The sequence below is a fragment of the Sulfitobacter sp. 1A12157 genome, from assembly GCF_043557345.1.
Classification (GTDB): domain Bacteria; phylum Pseudomonadota; class Alphaproteobacteria; order Rhodobacterales; family Rhodobacteraceae; genus Sulfitobacter.
This window is the reverse complement of record NZ_JBIFFV010000001.1, coordinates 92,987-106,738: the sequence shown is the minus strand read 5'-3', so window position 1 is coordinate 106,738 and position 13,752 is coordinate 92,987. Positions and strand designations below refer to the sequence as shown.

The window sequence follows — 13,752 nt, the reverse complement described above, 5'->3', positions numbered from 1 at the left end:
CTCCCTGTGGCTTCACAGAAAGAGACGACATGCCCCCCATTCGACCCGCCGTGAAATCCGACCTGCCGATGGTGCTTGATCTGGCCCACGCGCTGGCCGCCTACCACGGCGACACTGCCACCGTGACCCGCGCCGCGCTGGAACGTGACTGCTTTGGCCCCAACCCGTGGGTGACCCTTCTGGTGGCCGAAGGCGCCACCGGCCTGCATGGCTATGCCGCGCTCTGCCCGCAGATGCAGTTGCAATTCGGCGCAAGGGGGATGGACCTGCACCACCTCTTCGTCTGCGACACGGCCCGCGGCCGCGGCATTGGCCGCGCGCTGGTCGAGGCGGCGCTGGACCATGCCCAGAGCCAAGGATGCAGCTATGTGACCGTGGGCACGGATACAAAAAACCGGCGCGCGCAGGGCTTCTACCGCGCCGCCGGTTTCGATCAACTCACGCCTGATCCGCGTTTTCGGCGGCGGCTGGCTTAGGCCGCCAGCCCCTTGCGCCCCATCTCGAGGAACTTGGTCCGGCGTTCCTGAACCAGCGTCTTGCCGTCCTTGCCATCAAGTTCCTTGAGCATCGCTTCGATCGACTTGCCCACGGCCTTGATCGATTCCTCGGCATGGCGATGCGCCCCACCCATCGGCTCGGGGATGATCTGGTCGATCACGCCAAGCGTTTTCAGCTCATCCGCCGTCAGACGCATCTGCTCGGCAGCCTCGCGCATCTTCTCGCTGTCCTTCCACAGGATCGACGCACAGCCTTCGGGCGTGATCACGGAATAGACCGAATGTTCCAACATCGCGACACGGTTCGCCGTGGCGAATGCCACCGCCCCGCCAGAGCCGCCTTCGCCCACGATCACGCTGACCAAAGGCACGCCAATCTGCAGGCATTTCTCGGTCGAACGGGCAATCGCCTCGGACTGGCCACGCTCTTCGGCGCCCTTGCCGGGATAGGCGCCGGGCGTGTCGACGATGGTCACAACCGGCAGATTGAACTTATCCGCCAGATCCATCAACCGCACCGCCTTGCGATACCCCTCAGGCCGCGCCATGCCGAAATTGCGCTCGATCCGGCTTTTGGTGTCATTGCCCTTCTCATGGCCAATCACCACGACAGGCATATCGTTGAACCGTGCCAACCCGCCCATGACCGCCAGATCATCGGCAAAGTTCCGATCCCCCGCCAAAGGCGTGAACTCGGTGAAAAGCGCCTCGATATAATCCTTGCAATGGGGCCGTTCCGGATGCCGCGCTACCTGACATTTCCGCCAAGGCGTCAAAGAGCCATAAAGGTCTTCGAGCATCCCGGCGGCTTTCTTGTCCAGCGCGCGGGCCTCATCGGTGATGTCCATCTCTTCGTTGGACCGGGCCAGCGCCCGCAGCTCTTCCGCCTTGCCTTCGATCTCGGCCAGGGGTTTTTCGAAATCCAGATATTGGGTCATTGAATGCTCCGGCTTGTTGCCTGTGTATATGGAGCGCCGCGCGCCGGTTTGCAACGCGGGTTTACAAGGCAGGCAAGCCCACGCCCCTTCCTTTTCATCCTTTTTCAAATACCCTCGGGGGTCCGGGGGCAGGGCCCCCCCGGCGGCTTGCCAAAAGCGCTCAGCCCCCGGCGATCATCTGAGATTGCCGCACGATCACCTCCGCCTGTTTGATGCTGGCGATATCCACCAACCGCCCCTTATAGACGGTGGCCCCTTCGCCCTTGGCCTTGGCTTCCTCCATCGCCGCGAGGATCTCGCGCGCCTCGGCCACGGCCTCTTCCGACGGGGTGAACACCTCGTTGCTCAGCGCGACCTGTTTGGGGTGGATCGCCCATTTGCCCACCATCCCCAGCGTGGCCGAGCGGCGCGCCTGTGCGCGGAACCCCTCGTCGTCCGAGAAATCGCCAAAGGGCCCGTCGACCGGCAGCACGCCATGGGTGCGGCAGGCGGCGACGATGGCGGCCTGTGCCCAGTGCCAAGGGTCCGACCAATGTTTCTGCTCGCCGCGCTGCATATAGTAGTTCTCTTGCGTGCCGCCGATGCCGGTGGTCTGCATGCCCATGGAGGCGGCGAAATCCGCGGCCCCCAGCGACATCGCCTGCAAACGCGGAGAAGAGGCGGCGATCTCTTCCACATGGGCGATGCCAGCGGCGGATTCGATAATGACCTCGAAACTGATCTTCTTCTCGCGGCCCTTGGCAGTTTCCACCGCCGTCACCAGCGCATCGACGGCATAGACATCCGCCGCGCAACCCACTTTGGGGATCATGATCTGATCAAGCCGCGGCCCGGCCTGCTCCAGCAGTTCCACCACGTCACGATACCAATAGGGCGTATCAAGCCCGTTGATCCGCACCGAAAGCGTCTTGTTGCCCCAGTCGATCTCGGAAATCGCCTTGATGATATTGGCGCGCGCGCTGTCTTTGTCCGAAGGTGCCACGCTGTCTTCGAGGTCGAGGTTGATCACATCGGCATCCGACGCCGCCATCTTTTCAAAGATCGCCGGACGGGAGCCGGGGCCGAACAATTGGCAACGGTTCGGGCGGGCAGGGGCGGCAGGCTGAATGCGGAAGCTCATGGGGCACCTATGGGTAATATTGTTTCATCACGTGTCTCCATTCTGGTATGAAATTGCGCCACCAATCGCAAGGAGGTTTTCGCAGTTGCAGCATTACGAAAGGTTCGCCCCTCGGCGAATGCCGCGCACGAATTTTGCGCAGCCAAGGGTAATTTGCGGGAAATACAGCGCATTTGCATGCAGATGCGTCGACAACGCCACGCACTTGCGTATTCTCGCGCGCAATATGCGGACAAATTCAATGCCGGAGGCTTGCCATGATCAAAACCCCCTATCTGCTCTTTCTGGGCGACGCGCCTGACTCTCTGTCCGCCAAGGTCGCCCAAGGCATCAAGGACTGGCGGCCCGACAATGCGGTCGGTCAGTTCCGCATGGAGGGCTGCAAGGCCGATCTCGGTCTGCAAGACATGACGCTGGCCGAAGCGCGTGAGGCGGGGGCCGAGACATTGGTCATCGGTGTCGCCAACCGTGGCGGTAAAATCAGTGCGGCTTGGAAAGAGGTGCTGATCGAGGCGCTGAACATGGGCTTCGACATCGCCTCGGGCCTGCACAACCTGCTGCGCAACGAAGCCGATCTGGTCGCCGCTGCCGAGGCCAACGGCACCACATTGCATGACGTGCGCGTGCCCAGCGTCGAATATCCCATCGCCGATGGCAAGAAACGGAGCGGCAAGCGGGTTCTGGCCGTGGGCACCGATTGCTCGGTCGGGAAAATGTACACCGCCCTCGCGCTGGACGAGGCGATGCGCGGGAAGGGCATGAAAAGCACCTTCCGCGCCACGGGTCAGACCGGCATCCTGATCACCGGCGAAGGCGTGCCGCTGGACGCCGTGATCGCCGATTTCATGGCCGGGTCGGTGGAATATCTCACCCCCGCCAATGACGATGACCATTGGGACATCATCGAAGGGCAGGGCAGCCTGTTCCACGTCTCCTACTCAGGCGTGACCATGGCGCTGATCCACGGCGGCCAGCCCGATGCGCTGATCCTCTGCCATGAGCCGACCCGGACCCATATGCGCGGGTTGCCGGAATACAGCCTGCCCAGTCTCGAAGCGGTGCGCGACATGGCGCTGACGCTGGCGCAGGTGCCGAACCCGGACTGCAAGGTCGTCGGTATCTCGGTCAACACCTACCATATGTCCGAGGCCGAGGCGGACGCCTATCTGGCCGAGGTTGAGGAGCGTCTTGGCCTGCCCGCGGTCGATCCCTTCCGCCAAGGGGCAGCGCGACTGGCCGATGCGCTGGCGGCGCTGTGACCATGCAGATCGACGTTTCCGCAGATACGTTCAAACTGGCGCAGGTCTTTACCATCAGCCGCGGTTCGCGGACCGAGGCCAAGGTGCTGACCGTCCGCGTGACCGAAGGCGGCGTGACCGGCTGGGGCGAATGCGTGCCCTACGCGCGCTATGGCGAGACCCTCGAATCGGTCACGGCTGAGATCAACGGCCTGCCGGGCGATATCACCCGCCAAGCGCTCTATGATCTGCTGCCTGCCGGGGCCGCACGCAACGCGGTCGACTGTGCGCTATGGGATCTAGAGGCCAAGCGCGCAGGCAAACGGGTGTGGGAACTGGCCGGACTGACCGCGCCGGGGCCAGAGATCACGGCCTATACCCTCTCGCTGGACGAACCCGAGGCAATGCGCGCGCAGGCGGCGAAACACAGCTATCGGCCCCTGCTGAAGATCAAGCTCGGCACCCCCGACGACATGCCGCGGCTCGAAGCGGTGCGCGCGGGCGCGCCCGATTCCACCATCATCATCGACGCCAATGAAGGCTGGTCGGCTGAGGTCTATGCCGACCTCGCCCCGCATCTGGTTCGTCTGGGCGTGGCGCTGGTCGAACAGCCTCTGCCCGCGGGCGAAGACGACGCGCTTTTGGGCATGGACCGCCCCGTGCCCGTCTGCGCAGATGAAAGCTGCCATGACCGCGCCAGCCTGCCGGGCCTCAAGGGCAAATACGATGTGGTGAACATAAAGCTCGACAAGACCGGCGGTCTGACCGAGGCACTGGCACTGCGCGATGCAGCGCGGGCCGCGGGGTTTGAGGTCATGGTGGGCTGCATGGTTGGCTCGTCGCTGGCGATGGCCCCCGCGACGCTGGTCGCGCAAGGCGCGAAGGTGGTGGACCTTGACGGCCCGCTGCTTCTGGCCGAAGACCGCGACAATGCTTTGAAATTCGACGGCGCGGGCGTGCATCCCCCCGCCGCAGCGCTTTGGGGGTGACCATGCGAACTGTCTATGTGAACGGCGAATACCTGCCCGAGGATCAGGCCAAGATCTCGATCTTCGACCGGGGATTCCTGATGGCCGATGGGGTCTATGAGGTAACGAGTGTGCTGGACGGCAAGCTCATCGCCTTTGACGGCCATGCCGAGCGTCTGACCCGCTCGATGAACGAGCTCGACATGCGCGCACCTGCGACGACCGATGAACTGCTGGAAATTCATCGCGAGTTGGTGCGTCTCAACGATATCAATGACGGGTTGATCTATCTTCAGGTGACGCGCGGGTCGGATGGCGACCGCGATTTCGCCTTCCCTGACCCCGAGACCACCGCGCCCTCGCTGGTGCTGTTCACCCAATCCAAGCCGGGGCTGGCCGACAATCCCGCCGCCCGTGACGGCATCCGCGTGATCAGCATCGAAGACATTCGTTGGGGCCGCCGCGATATCAAAACGGTACAGTTGCTCTACCCGTCGATGGGCAAGATGATGGCCAAGAAAGCCGGTGTCGAAGACGCTTGGATGGTCGAAGACGGTTTCGTCACCGAAGGCACGTCGAACAACGCCTATATCGTCAAGGACGGCAAGATCGTGACGCGCGAAACCTCGAACGACATCCTGCACGGCATCACCCGCAGAGCGGTGCTGGAACTGGCCCGCGAGGCGCAGATGCAGGTGGAAGAGCGGAACTTCACCATCGAAGAGGCGCAGCAGGCGGATGAGGCGTTCGTCACCTCGGCCAGCGCTTTCGTGACGCCGGTGATCGAGATCGACGGGGCCAAGATCGGCAGCGGCACGCCGGGCAAATTGGCGCCCCGTTTGCGTGAAATCTATCTCGAAGAGATGCGCAAAACCGCGATCTGAGCTTTAGAACCGCGATAAGACCAGCCCCGCCGCCACCAGCGCGGCGGCGGCGATGCGGGTGGGGGTGATGGCCTGCACCGACAGGCCCAAGAGCCCCGTGGCATCAATTACCAGTGCTGCGCTCAATTGGCCAAGGATCAACGCCGAGATCACCGTCAGAGCCCCCAGCGTCGGGATCGCCCAAAGCACCGACCAGACGTAGAACGCCCCCAGCACCCCACCCAAGAGCAAAACGGGAGAGGCCGAGGCCGCGCGGGGCAGGGCGCTCAACTCGCCCCGCAGCAGTAAGACCCCGAGCAGGATCGCAAAGCCGACGCCAAAGGACACCGCCGCCGCGGCGACGCCGCTGCCGATGTTGCGCCCCAGGGCGGCATTGATCGGGGTTTGCAGGGCCACGGCGGCCCCGGCGATGGCGACGGTAATGAGGGCGAGGATCGGGGTGTTCATGGCGGCTCCGCTCTGTTTGGCCCCAGCATGAAAGATGTCCCGCCGGGCGCAAGGGCTTTCGCAGCGAACGCCCGCGCGGCTAGACTGGCGCGAAACAGGAGGCCGCGATGCGCAGAGAGATTGACCGGGCAGAGATGGAGGCCGCCGTGGGCCGTGAATTGGGCGTCTCGCCGTGGTTCGTGATGGATCAGGCGCGGATCGACGCTTTCGCCGATGTGACCGAGGACCACCAGTTCATCCATGTCGACCCGCTCCGCGCGGCCAAGACGGATTTCGGCGGCACCGTGGCCCATGGGATGCTCACCCTGTCGATGATGTCGGGCATGGCTTACGGCGCGCTGCCGGTGGTGGCGGGCACGAAGGCGTCGATAAACTACGGGTTCGACAGCGTGCGCTTCGTGGCGCCCGTGCATTCCGGCAAGCGCATCCGGGGGCGGTTCACGCTGGCCGAGGCGCGACGGCGGGGGCGGGGTGACCTGATGACCCGCTTTGCCGCAACGGTAGAGATCGAAGGCGCCGCGCGCCCCGCGCTCAAGGCGGATTGGCTTGTGCTTTATCAGTTCTAGGCGACGCCTTTGAGCGCGCTTGGCCGAGGCAAAGGCGGGCGCACAGGGGGGGCACGCCCGCTTTGTGAGGCCACTGAAGCGGGTTGCTCAACCCTTTCCGACATTCTCTTCAAAGGCCGTCTTGAACGCCTCTTTCTGGCTGTCGTTCGCATCGGTCTGATAGTTGGCTTTCCATTCGTCCATCGTCATCCCGTAGAACAACTCGCGCGCCTCGTCCTTGCCCATCTCGATCCCGCGTTCATTGGCGGCCTCCTGATACCAGCGCGACAGGCAGTTGCGGCAAAAACCGGCGAGGTTCATCATGTCGATGTTCTGCACATCCGTGCGGTCTTGCATCAGGTGTTTCTGCAACCGGCGAAAGGCGGCGGCTTGCAGTTCGATCTCTTGTTGGCTGGGCATGACAGCTTCCTTCTCATATCACTGGACGGGACCGTGAGGGACCGTCATTCTGATGAAACCTTTGACAGGCACTCATGGGGGCGCTAGGCCACCGGACAGGCGATGTTATCGTTAACATCCGCTCTGGGGACATAGGACACGAAGGAACAGATATGAGACGTTTGCGCAATGTAAAGATCGTGGCCACGCTCGGGCCCGCCTCCGAAACCCGGGAGGTGATCGCGGCATTGCACAACGCCGGGGCGGATGTTTTCCGCCTGAACATGAGCCACGGAAGTCACGAAGAGATTCGCGAAAAGCACCGGATCATCCGCGATATCGAGAAAGAGACCGGCGGCGCGATCGGCATTCTGGCGGACCTTCAGGGGCCGAAACTGCGCGTTGGCGTGTTCGAGGGCGACGGGCCGACCTTGGAAGAGGGCGCGTCTTTCCGGCTCGATCTTGATGAGACGCCGGGCGATGTGACCCGCGTCTGCCTGCCCCATCCGGAGATTTTCGCGGCCCTTGAGCCGGGGGCGAGCCTGTTGGTCAATGACGGCAAAATCCGTCTCAAGGTGCGCGACTGTGGCCCGGATTTCGCCGATTGCGAAGTGGTCACGGGCGGTGTCATCTCGAACCGCAAGGGCGTGAACGTGCCCGACGTGCTGCTGCCGCTGGCAGCGCTTTCCGAGAAAGACCGCGCCGATCTGGAGTTCGTCTGCGAGTTGGGGGTCGATTGGCTCGCCCTTAGCTTTGTCCAGCGGCCCGAGGATGTGACCGAGGCGCGCGATCTGGTCAGAGGCCGGGCGGCGGTGCTGTCAAAGATCGAGAAGCCCGCGGCGGTGGAGCGGTTCGAGGCGATCTTGGATGTCAGCGATGGCATCATGGTGGCGCGGGGCGATCTGGGCGTGGAACTGCCGGTGCAGAACGTGCCGCCGATCCAGAAGCGTCTGGTGCGTAAATGCCGGGCGGCGGCCAAGCCGGTGATCGTGGCGACTCAGATGCTCGAATCGATGATCGAAAGCCCGATGCCGACCCGCGCCGAAGTCTCGGACGTGGCGACCGCGATTTACGAAGGGGCCGACGCCGTGATGCTGAGCGCCGAATCCGCCGCCGGGGATTACCCGCTGCAGGCCGTGGCGACGATGGATAACGTGGCCCAAGAGGTCGAAGCCGATCCGACCTATACGCAGATCATCGAATCCTCGCGCACGGCGGATCGTACCACCGTGGCCGATGGCATCGTCGCCGCCGCGCGTGAGATTGCCGAGACGACGGACATCAAGGCGATCTGCTGCTTTACCCAATCGGGCACCACCGCGCTGCTGACCGCACGCGAGCGGCCCCGCGTGCCGATCATCGCCCTGTCGCCGCTGGTCAACACCGCGCGGCGTCTGGCGCTCAGCTGGGGCACGAATTGCATCATCACCGATGGGCATGACCGGTTTAAACTGGCCGTGCTGAGCGCCGCGCGGGCCGCCTTGTCAGAGGGCTATGCCGGGCCGGAGGATCATATCGTGGTCACCGCCGGGGTGCCCTTTAACGTGCCGGGCAGCACCAATATTCTGCGCGTCGCGCCCTGTGACGAACGTTTGATTTACGCCGCCGATCCAGAGTAGCCTTTCCCCGGATAGGGGGATGTTGCGTGGACGCGGACTTGGCAATGGTGGTGGGCATCGTTCTGGCGGTGCTGTCGATCCCCTCGATCCTGTCTGCGGTGACCGACCGTCGGTCGCCGCGCGCCTCGGCCATCACGATCTTGATCGCGGGCGGGCTGATCATTTTTGCGCTGCGCGAAAATCCGGGGCGCTATTCCTTCTCCAGCCTGCCGGAGGTTTTCGTCTCGGTGGCGGCAGACTTCCTGCCCTGAGGGCTGTGCGAAACCTCTTGCATCCCTGACCGACCGCGCCTATACGGCGCATCTTAGCCTGCACGACCGGCCTCAAGTGGCATGCCGAGTCGTGTTTATACCGAACTCAAAAGACGGAGACGGAAATGCCCAAGATGAAGACGAAATCGAGCGCCAAGAAGCGCTTCAAGGTCTCGGCGACCGGCAAGGTCATCGCCAGCCAAGCCGGCAAGCAGCACGGCATGATCAAGCGGACCAACAAGTTCATCCGTAACGCACGCGGCACGACAACCCTGTCGGAAGCCGATGCAAAGATCGTCAAGGGCTTCATGCCCTACGCCCGCTGATTAAGGAGAGCCGAGATGTCCCGAGTTAAAGGTGGTACAGTCACCCACGCGCGTCACAAGAAGATCATCAAAGCCGCAAAGGGCTACTATGGTCGGCGCAAGAACGTTTTCAAGGTCGCCACACAGGCGGTCGACAAGGCCAACCAATATGCAACGCGTGACCGCAAGAATCGCAAGCGCAACTTCCGCGCCCTGTGGATCCAGCGGATCAACGCCGCCGTGCGCAGCCACGACGAGGCGCTGACATACAGCCGCTTCATCAACGGTCTGACGCTGGCCGGCATCGAAGTGGACCGCAAGGTTCTGGCCGATCTGGCCGTGCACGAGCCCGAAGCCTTCGGTGCGATCGTCAAGCAAGCGCAGGACGCGCTGGCGGCCTAAGCCGAGATCGCTTTGAATCTGCGAAAGCCCTGCCGGATGGCGGGGCTTTTTGCGTTTGAGGGGACCTGTGTTGGCATCGGGCGCGTTTCGGGCCGGGCGCACGGGCCTTGCCATAATCTTGCCCCGAGAATCCCTTGCCACGGCCTTGCCTGCTCCTCACCCCCGTGGACAATCTGCCCCAGCGACAGGTCACTGTGCAGCCTATCTGCACCTGTGCCGCAGCAATTTGCGCTGTTCGTCGGCAAGTTATTTATAAAAGGTGGGGACGTTTATGCCGGGAATTGTAATCAATAGGTTGGACGAAGACCCCCATGAGACGGTCTACGGCATCCGCGACGATACCAGTTCGCGCGGCGTCGATCTGGAGGGCGCGCGGATCACGCTGACCTATGCCGACGGCTCGGTCGAGACGCTCACGTGGCACGCAACGGATCCCTATACGAATGGTGCTGCGGTGGGCGAGCATACGCAGATGTCCTTTGGCTATGACTGGCACCATCTTGAGACGACCAAGCCGCTCGCCACGATGGAGATCGACCTCCAGCCCGCCAGTTCCGTCTTCGACACCACCACCACGGCGGACGATGACCCCAATGGCGGCTCGACGCCCACTTCGCTGGAGGGGTTTCCCTTCCGCGTGGACTCCGGTTCGCGGGATTTGGCCGGTGATCTTGAGGTGACCTACTCGGGCATCGTCAACCTCGCGGGCAGCCCGCCTGCGGGGGATCTTTTCACCACCATGACCGTCGATTTCTCTGCATTGCCCGAGGGCGGGTTACTGGGCAATTTGGCGTGGAAATCCGACATCGACACGATGCGCGAAGAGGGCGATCTGGTCTCGACCGGTGTGGCCTGTTTCGCGCGCGGCACGCTGATTACCACCGAGGCGGGCGATCTTCCGGTTGAGGCTTTGGCCCCCGGCGTGCGCGTGCTGACCCAAGGCCATGGCTATCAGGAACTCGTCGCCGCGCTGCGCCGCAGGGTTGGGGCGGGGGAATTGGCGAAGAACCCCAAGCTCTACCCCATTCGGATCAGCGCCGGATCCTTGGGCGCGGGGCTGCCCAAACGCGATCTTATGGTCTCAAGGCAGCATCGCATGGTCGCCCGTTCGGGCATCGTAAAGCGGATCTGCGGGGCGATGGCCGTGCTCGTCGCTGCGATCCGGCTGACCGAACTTCCGGGGGTGCATGTGGATGAGGGCGTCTCGCAGGTGGAATATTTCCACCTCATCTTTGCAAAGCACCAGATCGTCTATGCCGAAGGCGCGCCGAGTGAAAGCTTTTTGCTGAATGCCGAGACAGTGAAAACCCTCGGTCAGGCGCAGCGCGAGGAGTTTGCGACGCTCTTCCCCGCTTTGGTTGATGGCGAGGGTTTCGGCACCCCGGCGCATCAGATCCCCGCAGGGCCCGTGCAAAAGCGGTTGGTCGCGAAGCACAAGAAAAACGGGCGCGCCTTGCTATCGGTCTAGGGTGTTGGGGTCATAAGGATTGTGGCTGGCGGCGGTCAGGGCAATCCCGTCCTGTGCCGCGCGATGGGCAATCGCCTCTTCGCTGCGGTTCAGTTGCACCGCGATCACGCTGGTCGCCGTGCCCTCTGCCGCAAGGATGCGAAGCTGTTCTAGGTCTTCGGCGCTCCATGGGGCGCCGGTGCTGCGGTCATAATCTGCCATGTCGGAGGCTCCTTTCATGGGCAAAACACGGCACGGCCAGCGGCGGTTCCGCCCGAGGGGGGGAGAGGGGGCACGCTTTGCGCCCCCTCCTGCCGTCACTTCAAAAGCGCCAACATCTCTTTCGCCGCTTCCTCGGAAGAGGCGGGGTTCTGGCCGGTGACCAGCTTGCCGTCGACCAGCACATAGGACGCCCAATCGTCGCCTTTGCTGTAGTTGCCGCCGTTCTCTTTCAGCATGTCTTCGACCAAGAAGGGCACCACGTCGGTCAGGCCAACGCCTTCTTCCTCGGTATTGGTGAAGCCGGTGACGCGCTTGCCCGAGACCAGCGGCTTGCCGTTGGCTTGAGTGTCCTTGAACACGGCAGGCGCGTGGCAGACGGCCCCCACGGGGCGGTCGGTGGCCCAGAAGGTTTCGATCAGGCGTTTGCTGTCGGCGTCATTGGCCAGATCCCACAGCGGACCGTGGCCGCCGGGGTAGAAGATCGCGTCGAAACCATCCGCGTCAACATCGCCGAGCACTTTGGTCGAGGCCAGCGCCTGCTGCGCGGCGTCATCGTCTTTGAACCGGCGGGTGGCGTCGGTCTGCGCGTCTTCGCTGTTGCTGTTGGGATCGAGCGGCGGCTGCCCGCCCTTGGGCGAGGCAAGGGTCACATCCGCGCCCGCGTCTTTGAAAACGTAATAGGGGGCGGCGAATTCTTCGAGCCAGAAGCCGGTCTTGTTGCCGGTGTCGCCCAATTCATCATGCGATGTCAGAACCATCAGGATTTTCATAGGTCTCTCCTTTCGGGGGAGGTTGGGCACGCCGCTGAAGCAGGGCGCGCCGAGGGGATGCGGCCTAACGCTTTCCCGAGGTGGTGGTTCCGCCCCTGCGACGCCATGCCCTACGGCTTGCATTCGAGGGGCGAGAGGGCTAGCAGGACGGGGTATTATTCCAAGGGCCTGTCATGGACGATCTGAAGCAAAAGTACCTGAGCCAAATCGCCGATGCTGGCGACGAATCCGCGCTGGAAGACATCCGGCTGGCCGCCGTGGGCAAAAAGGGCGAAGTTGCGCTGAAGATGCGCGAACTGGGCAAGATGACCCCTGAGGAGCGTCAGACCGCCGGGCCTGCGCTGAACGCGCTGAAGGATGAGATCAACTCGGCGCTCTCGGCCAAGAAGGCGGCCCTTGCCGATGCCGCCCTCGACGAGCGTCTGCGCAGCGAATGGCTCGACGTGACCCTGCCCACACGGCACCAGCGTCAAGGCAGCATCCACCCGGTGAGCCAAGTGACCGAGGAGCTGACCGCGATCTTCGCCGAGATGGGCTTCTCGGTCGCCGAAGGCCCGCGCATCGACACCGATTGGTACAACTTCGACGCGCTGAACATCCCCGGCCACCACCCCGCGCGGGCCGAGATGGACACCTTCTATATGCACCGGGCCGAGGGTGACGAACGCGCCCCCCACGTGCTGCGCACCCATACCTCACCGGTACAGATCCGCACCATGGAGGCCGAGGGCGCGCCCTTGCGCATCATCTGCCCCGGCGGTGTGTATCGCGCCGACTACGACCAGACCCACACGCCGATGTTCCATCAGGTCGAGGGGCTGGCGATCGACAAGGACATCTCCATGGCGAACCTCAAGTGGACGCTGGAGGAGTTTTTCTCGGCCTTCTTCGAAATCGACGGTATCAAGACCCGCTTCCGCGCCTCGCACTTCCCCTTCACCGAGCCGTCGGCTGAAGTCGACATCCAGTGTTCCTGGGTCGACGGGCAGCTGCGCATCGGCGAGGGCGACGGCTGGTTGGAAGTGCTCGGCTCCGGCATGGTGCACCCCAAGGTGCTGGCCGCGGGCGGGATCGACCCCGACAAATGGCAGGGCTTTGCCTTTGGCATGGGGATCGACCGGATCGCGATGCTGAAATACGGCATTCCGGATTTGCGGGCGTTCTTTGATTCAGATTTGCGGTGGCTGCGGCATTATGGGTTTGCAAGCTTGGATCAGCCGAATTTGCATGGTGGGTTGAGTAGGTAATGTTAAGCTTTGCTACAGTCCTCTTGACGGCACTTGTCGGGGTGGTGACCTATGCATTGCAGGCAGAAAGAGGGCGCCAGCATGCTATCCTTTCTGAGCGTCGAGCGCTCTATCTACAGTACGCTGAGGAACTTGCGTCCCACATGTTCAAGCAGATTAATATCAACTCAGAGCACCATTTTGCTCGGCGGGATAGTTTGAATAAACTCGGCGCTAAACTGAGTATCGTGGCAACCGACGCTATTCGCCAAGATCATCGGCTGCTGATCGAACATCTGAGACAAAAAGAAGACGAAGCTGATTTAGATGGAAATATCGCTCACTACTTTGACGATGAGGCTCAACAGCTTTTCGATAGCGTCTTAAGTCAGATGAGAATGGATGCTCTCCCCAAACGGATCCGCGCTAGATCAAGCTGAAATGGATCCGCAAAAATGATCGTTGGAATGAACT

Annotated in this window: 18 protein-coding genes; 12 read left to right on the top strand and 6 right to left on the bottom strand. The window is 62.8% G+C overall.

The genetic code is table 11. From position 1 onward, the window contains the following. Positions 1 to 29 precede the first annotated feature (29 nt). Positions 30 to 476, top strand: coding sequence for a GNAT family N-acetyltransferase (locus tag ACGYLC_RS00605; protein ID WP_394421031.1), 447 nt, complete (start codon positions 30 to 32; stop codon positions 474 to 476). On the opposite strand, the gene ACGYLC_RS00600 is transcribed toward ACGYLC_RS00605, so the two are convergent. Continuing rightward, a complete protein-coding gene (locus tag ACGYLC_RS00600) occupies positions 473 to 1,435 on the bottom strand; it encodes an acetyl-CoA carboxylase carboxyltransferase subunit alpha (protein ID WP_394421029.1) in 963 nt (320 codons plus the stop codon). The two genes, ACGYLC_RS00605 and ACGYLC_RS00600, sit on opposite strands and share 4 nt — an antisense overlap. A 160-nt stretch (positions 1,436 to 1,595) precedes the next feature. Further along, positions 1,596 to 2,555: an L-malyl-CoA/beta-methylmalyl-CoA lyase gene (locus ACGYLC_RS00595; protein WP_394421027.1), complete on the bottom strand. Its 960-nt coding sequence runs from the start codon at positions 2,553 to 2,555 to the stop codon at positions 1,596 to 1,598. Between the two features lie 257 nt (positions 2,556 to 2,812). On the opposite strand from ACGYLC_RS00595, the gene dgcN reads away from it, so the two are divergent. From dgcN to ACGYLC_RS00580, 3 genes are read left to right on the top strand one after another with little or no spacing between them, the layout of a single operon-like run. Then, positions 2,813 to 3,814, top strand: coding sequence for an N-acetyltransferase DgcN (gene dgcN, locus ACGYLC_RS00590; RefSeq protein WP_394421026.1), 1,002 nt, complete (start codon positions 2,813 to 2,815; stop codon positions 3,812 to 3,814). A 2-nt stretch (positions 3,815 to 3,816) separates the two neighbouring features. Next, entirely contained in the window at positions 3,817 to 4,782 is a 966-nt protein-coding gene (dgcA, locus tag ACGYLC_RS00585; RefSeq protein WP_394421024.1) for an N-acetyl-D-Glu racemase DgcA, read from the top strand. A 2-nt stretch (positions 4,783 to 4,784) separates the two neighbouring features. Beyond that, positions 4,785 to 5,645 (top strand): D-amino-acid transaminase, encoded by an 861-nt coding sequence (locus tag ACGYLC_RS00580; RefSeq protein WP_394421022.1) that lies wholly within the window; start codon positions 4,785 to 4,787, stop codon positions 5,643 to 5,645. Between the two features lie 3 nt (positions 5,646 to 5,648). Here ACGYLC_RS00580 and ACGYLC_RS00575 read toward each other — a convergent pair whose 3' ends face one another. Beyond that, on the bottom strand, positions 5,649 to 6,092 hold the full coding sequence (locus ACGYLC_RS00575; protein ID WP_209216582.1) for a DMT family transporter: 444 nt from the start codon (positions 6,090 to 6,092) through the stop codon (positions 5,649 to 5,651). Positions 6,093 to 6,199: 107 nt separating this feature from the next. Between ACGYLC_RS00575 and ACGYLC_RS00570 the strand changes: the two genes are divergently transcribed. Next, a complete protein-coding gene (locus ACGYLC_RS00570) occupies positions 6,200 to 6,658 on the top strand; it encodes a MaoC family dehydratase (RefSeq protein WP_394421021.1) in 459 nt (152 codons plus the stop codon). Positions 6,659 to 6,745: 87 nt separating this feature from the next. Here the strand turns inward: ACGYLC_RS00570 and ACGYLC_RS00565 are convergent, their stop codons facing one another. After that, positions 6,746 to 7,057 carry a DUF1244 domain-containing protein gene (locus ACGYLC_RS00565; protein WP_394403313.1) on the bottom strand — a complete coding sequence of 104 codons (312 nt, stop codon included), beginning with the start codon at positions 7,055 to 7,057 and terminating at the stop codon, positions 6,746 to 6,748. A gap of 152 nt (positions 7,058 to 7,209) precedes the next feature. On the opposite strand from ACGYLC_RS00565, the gene pyk reads away from it, so the two are divergent. The 5 genes from pyk to ACGYLC_RS00540 all read left to right on the top strand — a co-directional run bounded on the left by pyk (position 7,210) and on the right by ACGYLC_RS00540 (position 11,081). Continuing rightward, complete coding sequence (pyk, locus tag ACGYLC_RS00560; RefSeq protein ID WP_394403311.1) at positions 7,210 to 8,655, top strand: pyruvate kinase; 1,446 nt, start codon at positions 7,210 to 7,212, stop codon at positions 8,653 to 8,655. 26 nt (positions 8,656 to 8,681) lie between these two features. Continuing rightward, positions 8,682 to 8,906: a hypothetical protein gene (locus ACGYLC_RS00555; protein ID WP_394421019.1), complete on the top strand. Its 225-nt coding sequence runs from the start codon at positions 8,682 to 8,684 to the stop codon at positions 8,904 to 8,906. A gap of 125 nt (positions 8,907 to 9,031) precedes the next feature. Next, positions 9,032 to 9,232 (top strand): 50S ribosomal protein L35, encoded by a 201-nt coding sequence (rpmI, locus tag ACGYLC_RS00550; protein WP_067264506.1) that lies wholly within the window; start codon positions 9,032 to 9,034, stop codon positions 9,230 to 9,232. A gap of 15 nt (positions 9,233 to 9,247) precedes the next feature. Next, positions 9,248 to 9,613: a 50S ribosomal protein L20 gene (gene rplT / locus ACGYLC_RS00545; protein WP_067264504.1), complete on the top strand. Its 366-nt coding sequence runs from the start codon at positions 9,248 to 9,250 to the stop codon at positions 9,611 to 9,613. A 271-nt stretch (positions 9,614 to 9,884) separates the two neighbouring features. Next, complete coding sequence (locus ACGYLC_RS00540) at positions 9,885 to 11,081, top strand: Hint domain-containing protein (protein ID WP_394421018.1); 1,197 nt, start codon at positions 9,885 to 9,887, stop codon at positions 11,079 to 11,081. Here ACGYLC_RS00540 and ACGYLC_RS00535 read toward each other — a convergent pair. Together ACGYLC_RS00535 and ACGYLC_RS00530 are read right to left on the bottom strand one after the other, a co-directional pair. Then, positions 11,070 to 11,282, bottom strand: a complete 213-nt coding sequence (locus ACGYLC_RS00535; RefSeq protein WP_394421017.1) for a hypothetical protein — start codon at positions 11,280 to 11,282, stop codon at positions 11,070 to 11,072. The genes ACGYLC_RS00540 and ACGYLC_RS00535 overlap by 12 nt on opposite strands. A 95-nt stretch (positions 11,283 to 11,377) precedes the next feature. Next, the gene (locus ACGYLC_RS00530; protein WP_394421016.1) at positions 11,378 to 12,052 is read right to left on the bottom strand and encodes a type 1 glutamine amidotransferase domain-containing protein; all 675 of its coding nucleotides are present in this window, start codon (positions 12,050 to 12,052) and stop codon (positions 11,378 to 11,380) included. Positions 12,053 to 12,225: 173 nt separating this feature from the next. On the opposite strand from ACGYLC_RS00530, the gene pheS reads away from it, so the two are divergent. Together pheS and ACGYLC_RS00520 are read left to right on the top strand one after the other, a co-directional pair. Continuing rightward, positions 12,226 to 13,299, top strand: a complete 1,074-nt coding sequence (gene pheS / locus ACGYLC_RS00525; RefSeq protein WP_394421014.1) for a phenylalanine--tRNA ligase subunit alpha — start codon at positions 12,226 to 12,228, stop codon at positions 13,297 to 13,299. Further along, positions 13,299 to 13,718, top strand: coding sequence for a hypothetical protein (locus ACGYLC_RS00520; RefSeq protein ID WP_394421012.1), 420 nt, complete (start codon positions 13,299 to 13,301; stop codon positions 13,716 to 13,718). Before pheS ends, ACGYLC_RS00520 begins: the two co-directional genes overlap by 1 nt. The last annotated feature ends 34 nt before the right edge of the window (positions 13,719 to 13,752 follow it).

What these genes read in the sequence shown, in the direction of transcription:
- ACGYLC_RS00580 (WP_394421022.1), top strand. Translation starts at nt 4,785, where the DNA reads ATGCGAACTGTCTATGTGAACGGCGAATACCTGCCCGAGGATCAGGCC.
- ACGYLC_RS00595 (WP_394421027.1), bottom strand. Translation starts at nt 2,555, where the DNA reads ATGAGCTTCCGCATTCAGCCTGCCGCCCCTGCCCGCCCGAACCGTTGC.
- ACGYLC_RS00575 (WP_209216582.1), bottom strand. Translation starts at nt 6,092, where the DNA reads ATGAACACCCCGATCCTCGCCCTCATTACCGTCGCCATCGCCGGGGCC.
- rplT (WP_067264504.1), top strand. Translation starts at nt 9,248, where the DNA reads ATGTCCCGAGTTAAAGGTGGTACAGTCACCCACGCGCGTCACAAGAAG.
- ACGYLC_RS00520 (WP_394421012.1), top strand. Translation starts at nt 13,299, where the DNA reads ATGTTAAGCTTTGCTACAGTCCTCTTGACGGCACTTGTCGGGGTGGTG.
- ACGYLC_RS00535 (WP_394421017.1), bottom strand. Translation starts at nt 11,282, where the DNA reads ATGGCAGATTATGACCGCAGCACCGGCGCCCCATGGAGCGCCGAAGAC.
- ACGYLC_RS00605 (WP_394421031.1), top strand. Translation starts at nt 30, where the DNA reads ATGCCCCCCATTCGACCCGCCGTGAAATCCGACCTGCCGATGGTGCTT.
- ACGYLC_RS00530 (WP_394421016.1), bottom strand. Translation starts at nt 12,052, where the DNA reads ATGAAAATCCTGATGGTTCTGACATCGCATGATGAATTGGGCGACACC.
- pyk (WP_394403311.1), top strand. Translation starts at nt 7,210, where the DNA reads ATGAGACGTTTGCGCAATGTAAAGATCGTGGCCACGCTCGGGCCCGCC.
- rpmI (WP_067264506.1), top strand. Translation starts at nt 9,032, where the DNA reads ATGCCCAAGATGAAGACGAAATCGAGCGCCAAGAAGCGCTTCAAGGTC.
- ACGYLC_RS00570 (WP_394421021.1), top strand. Translation starts at nt 6,200, where the DNA reads ATGCGCAGAGAGATTGACCGGGCAGAGATGGAGGCCGCCGTGGGCCGT.
- pheS (WP_394421014.1), top strand. Translation starts at nt 12,226, where the DNA reads ATGGACGATCTGAAGCAAAAGTACCTGAGCCAAATCGCCGATGCTGGC.
- dgcA (WP_394421024.1), top strand. Translation starts at nt 3,817, where the DNA reads ATGCAGATCGACGTTTCCGCAGATACGTTCAAACTGGCGCAGGTCTTT.
- dgcN (WP_394421026.1), top strand. Translation starts at nt 2,813, where the DNA reads ATGATCAAAACCCCCTATCTGCTCTTTCTGGGCGACGCGCCTGACTCT.
- ACGYLC_RS00600 (WP_394421029.1), bottom strand. Translation starts at nt 1,435, where the DNA reads ATGACCCAATATCTGGATTTCGAAAAACCCCTGGCCGAGATCGAAGGC.
- ACGYLC_RS00565 (WP_394403313.1), bottom strand. Translation starts at nt 7,057, where the DNA reads ATGCCCAGCCAACAAGAGATCGAACTGCAAGCCGCCGCCTTTCGCCGG.
- ACGYLC_RS00540 (WP_394421018.1), top strand. Translation starts at nt 9,885, where the DNA reads ATGCCGGGAATTGTAATCAATAGGTTGGACGAAGACCCCCATGAGACG.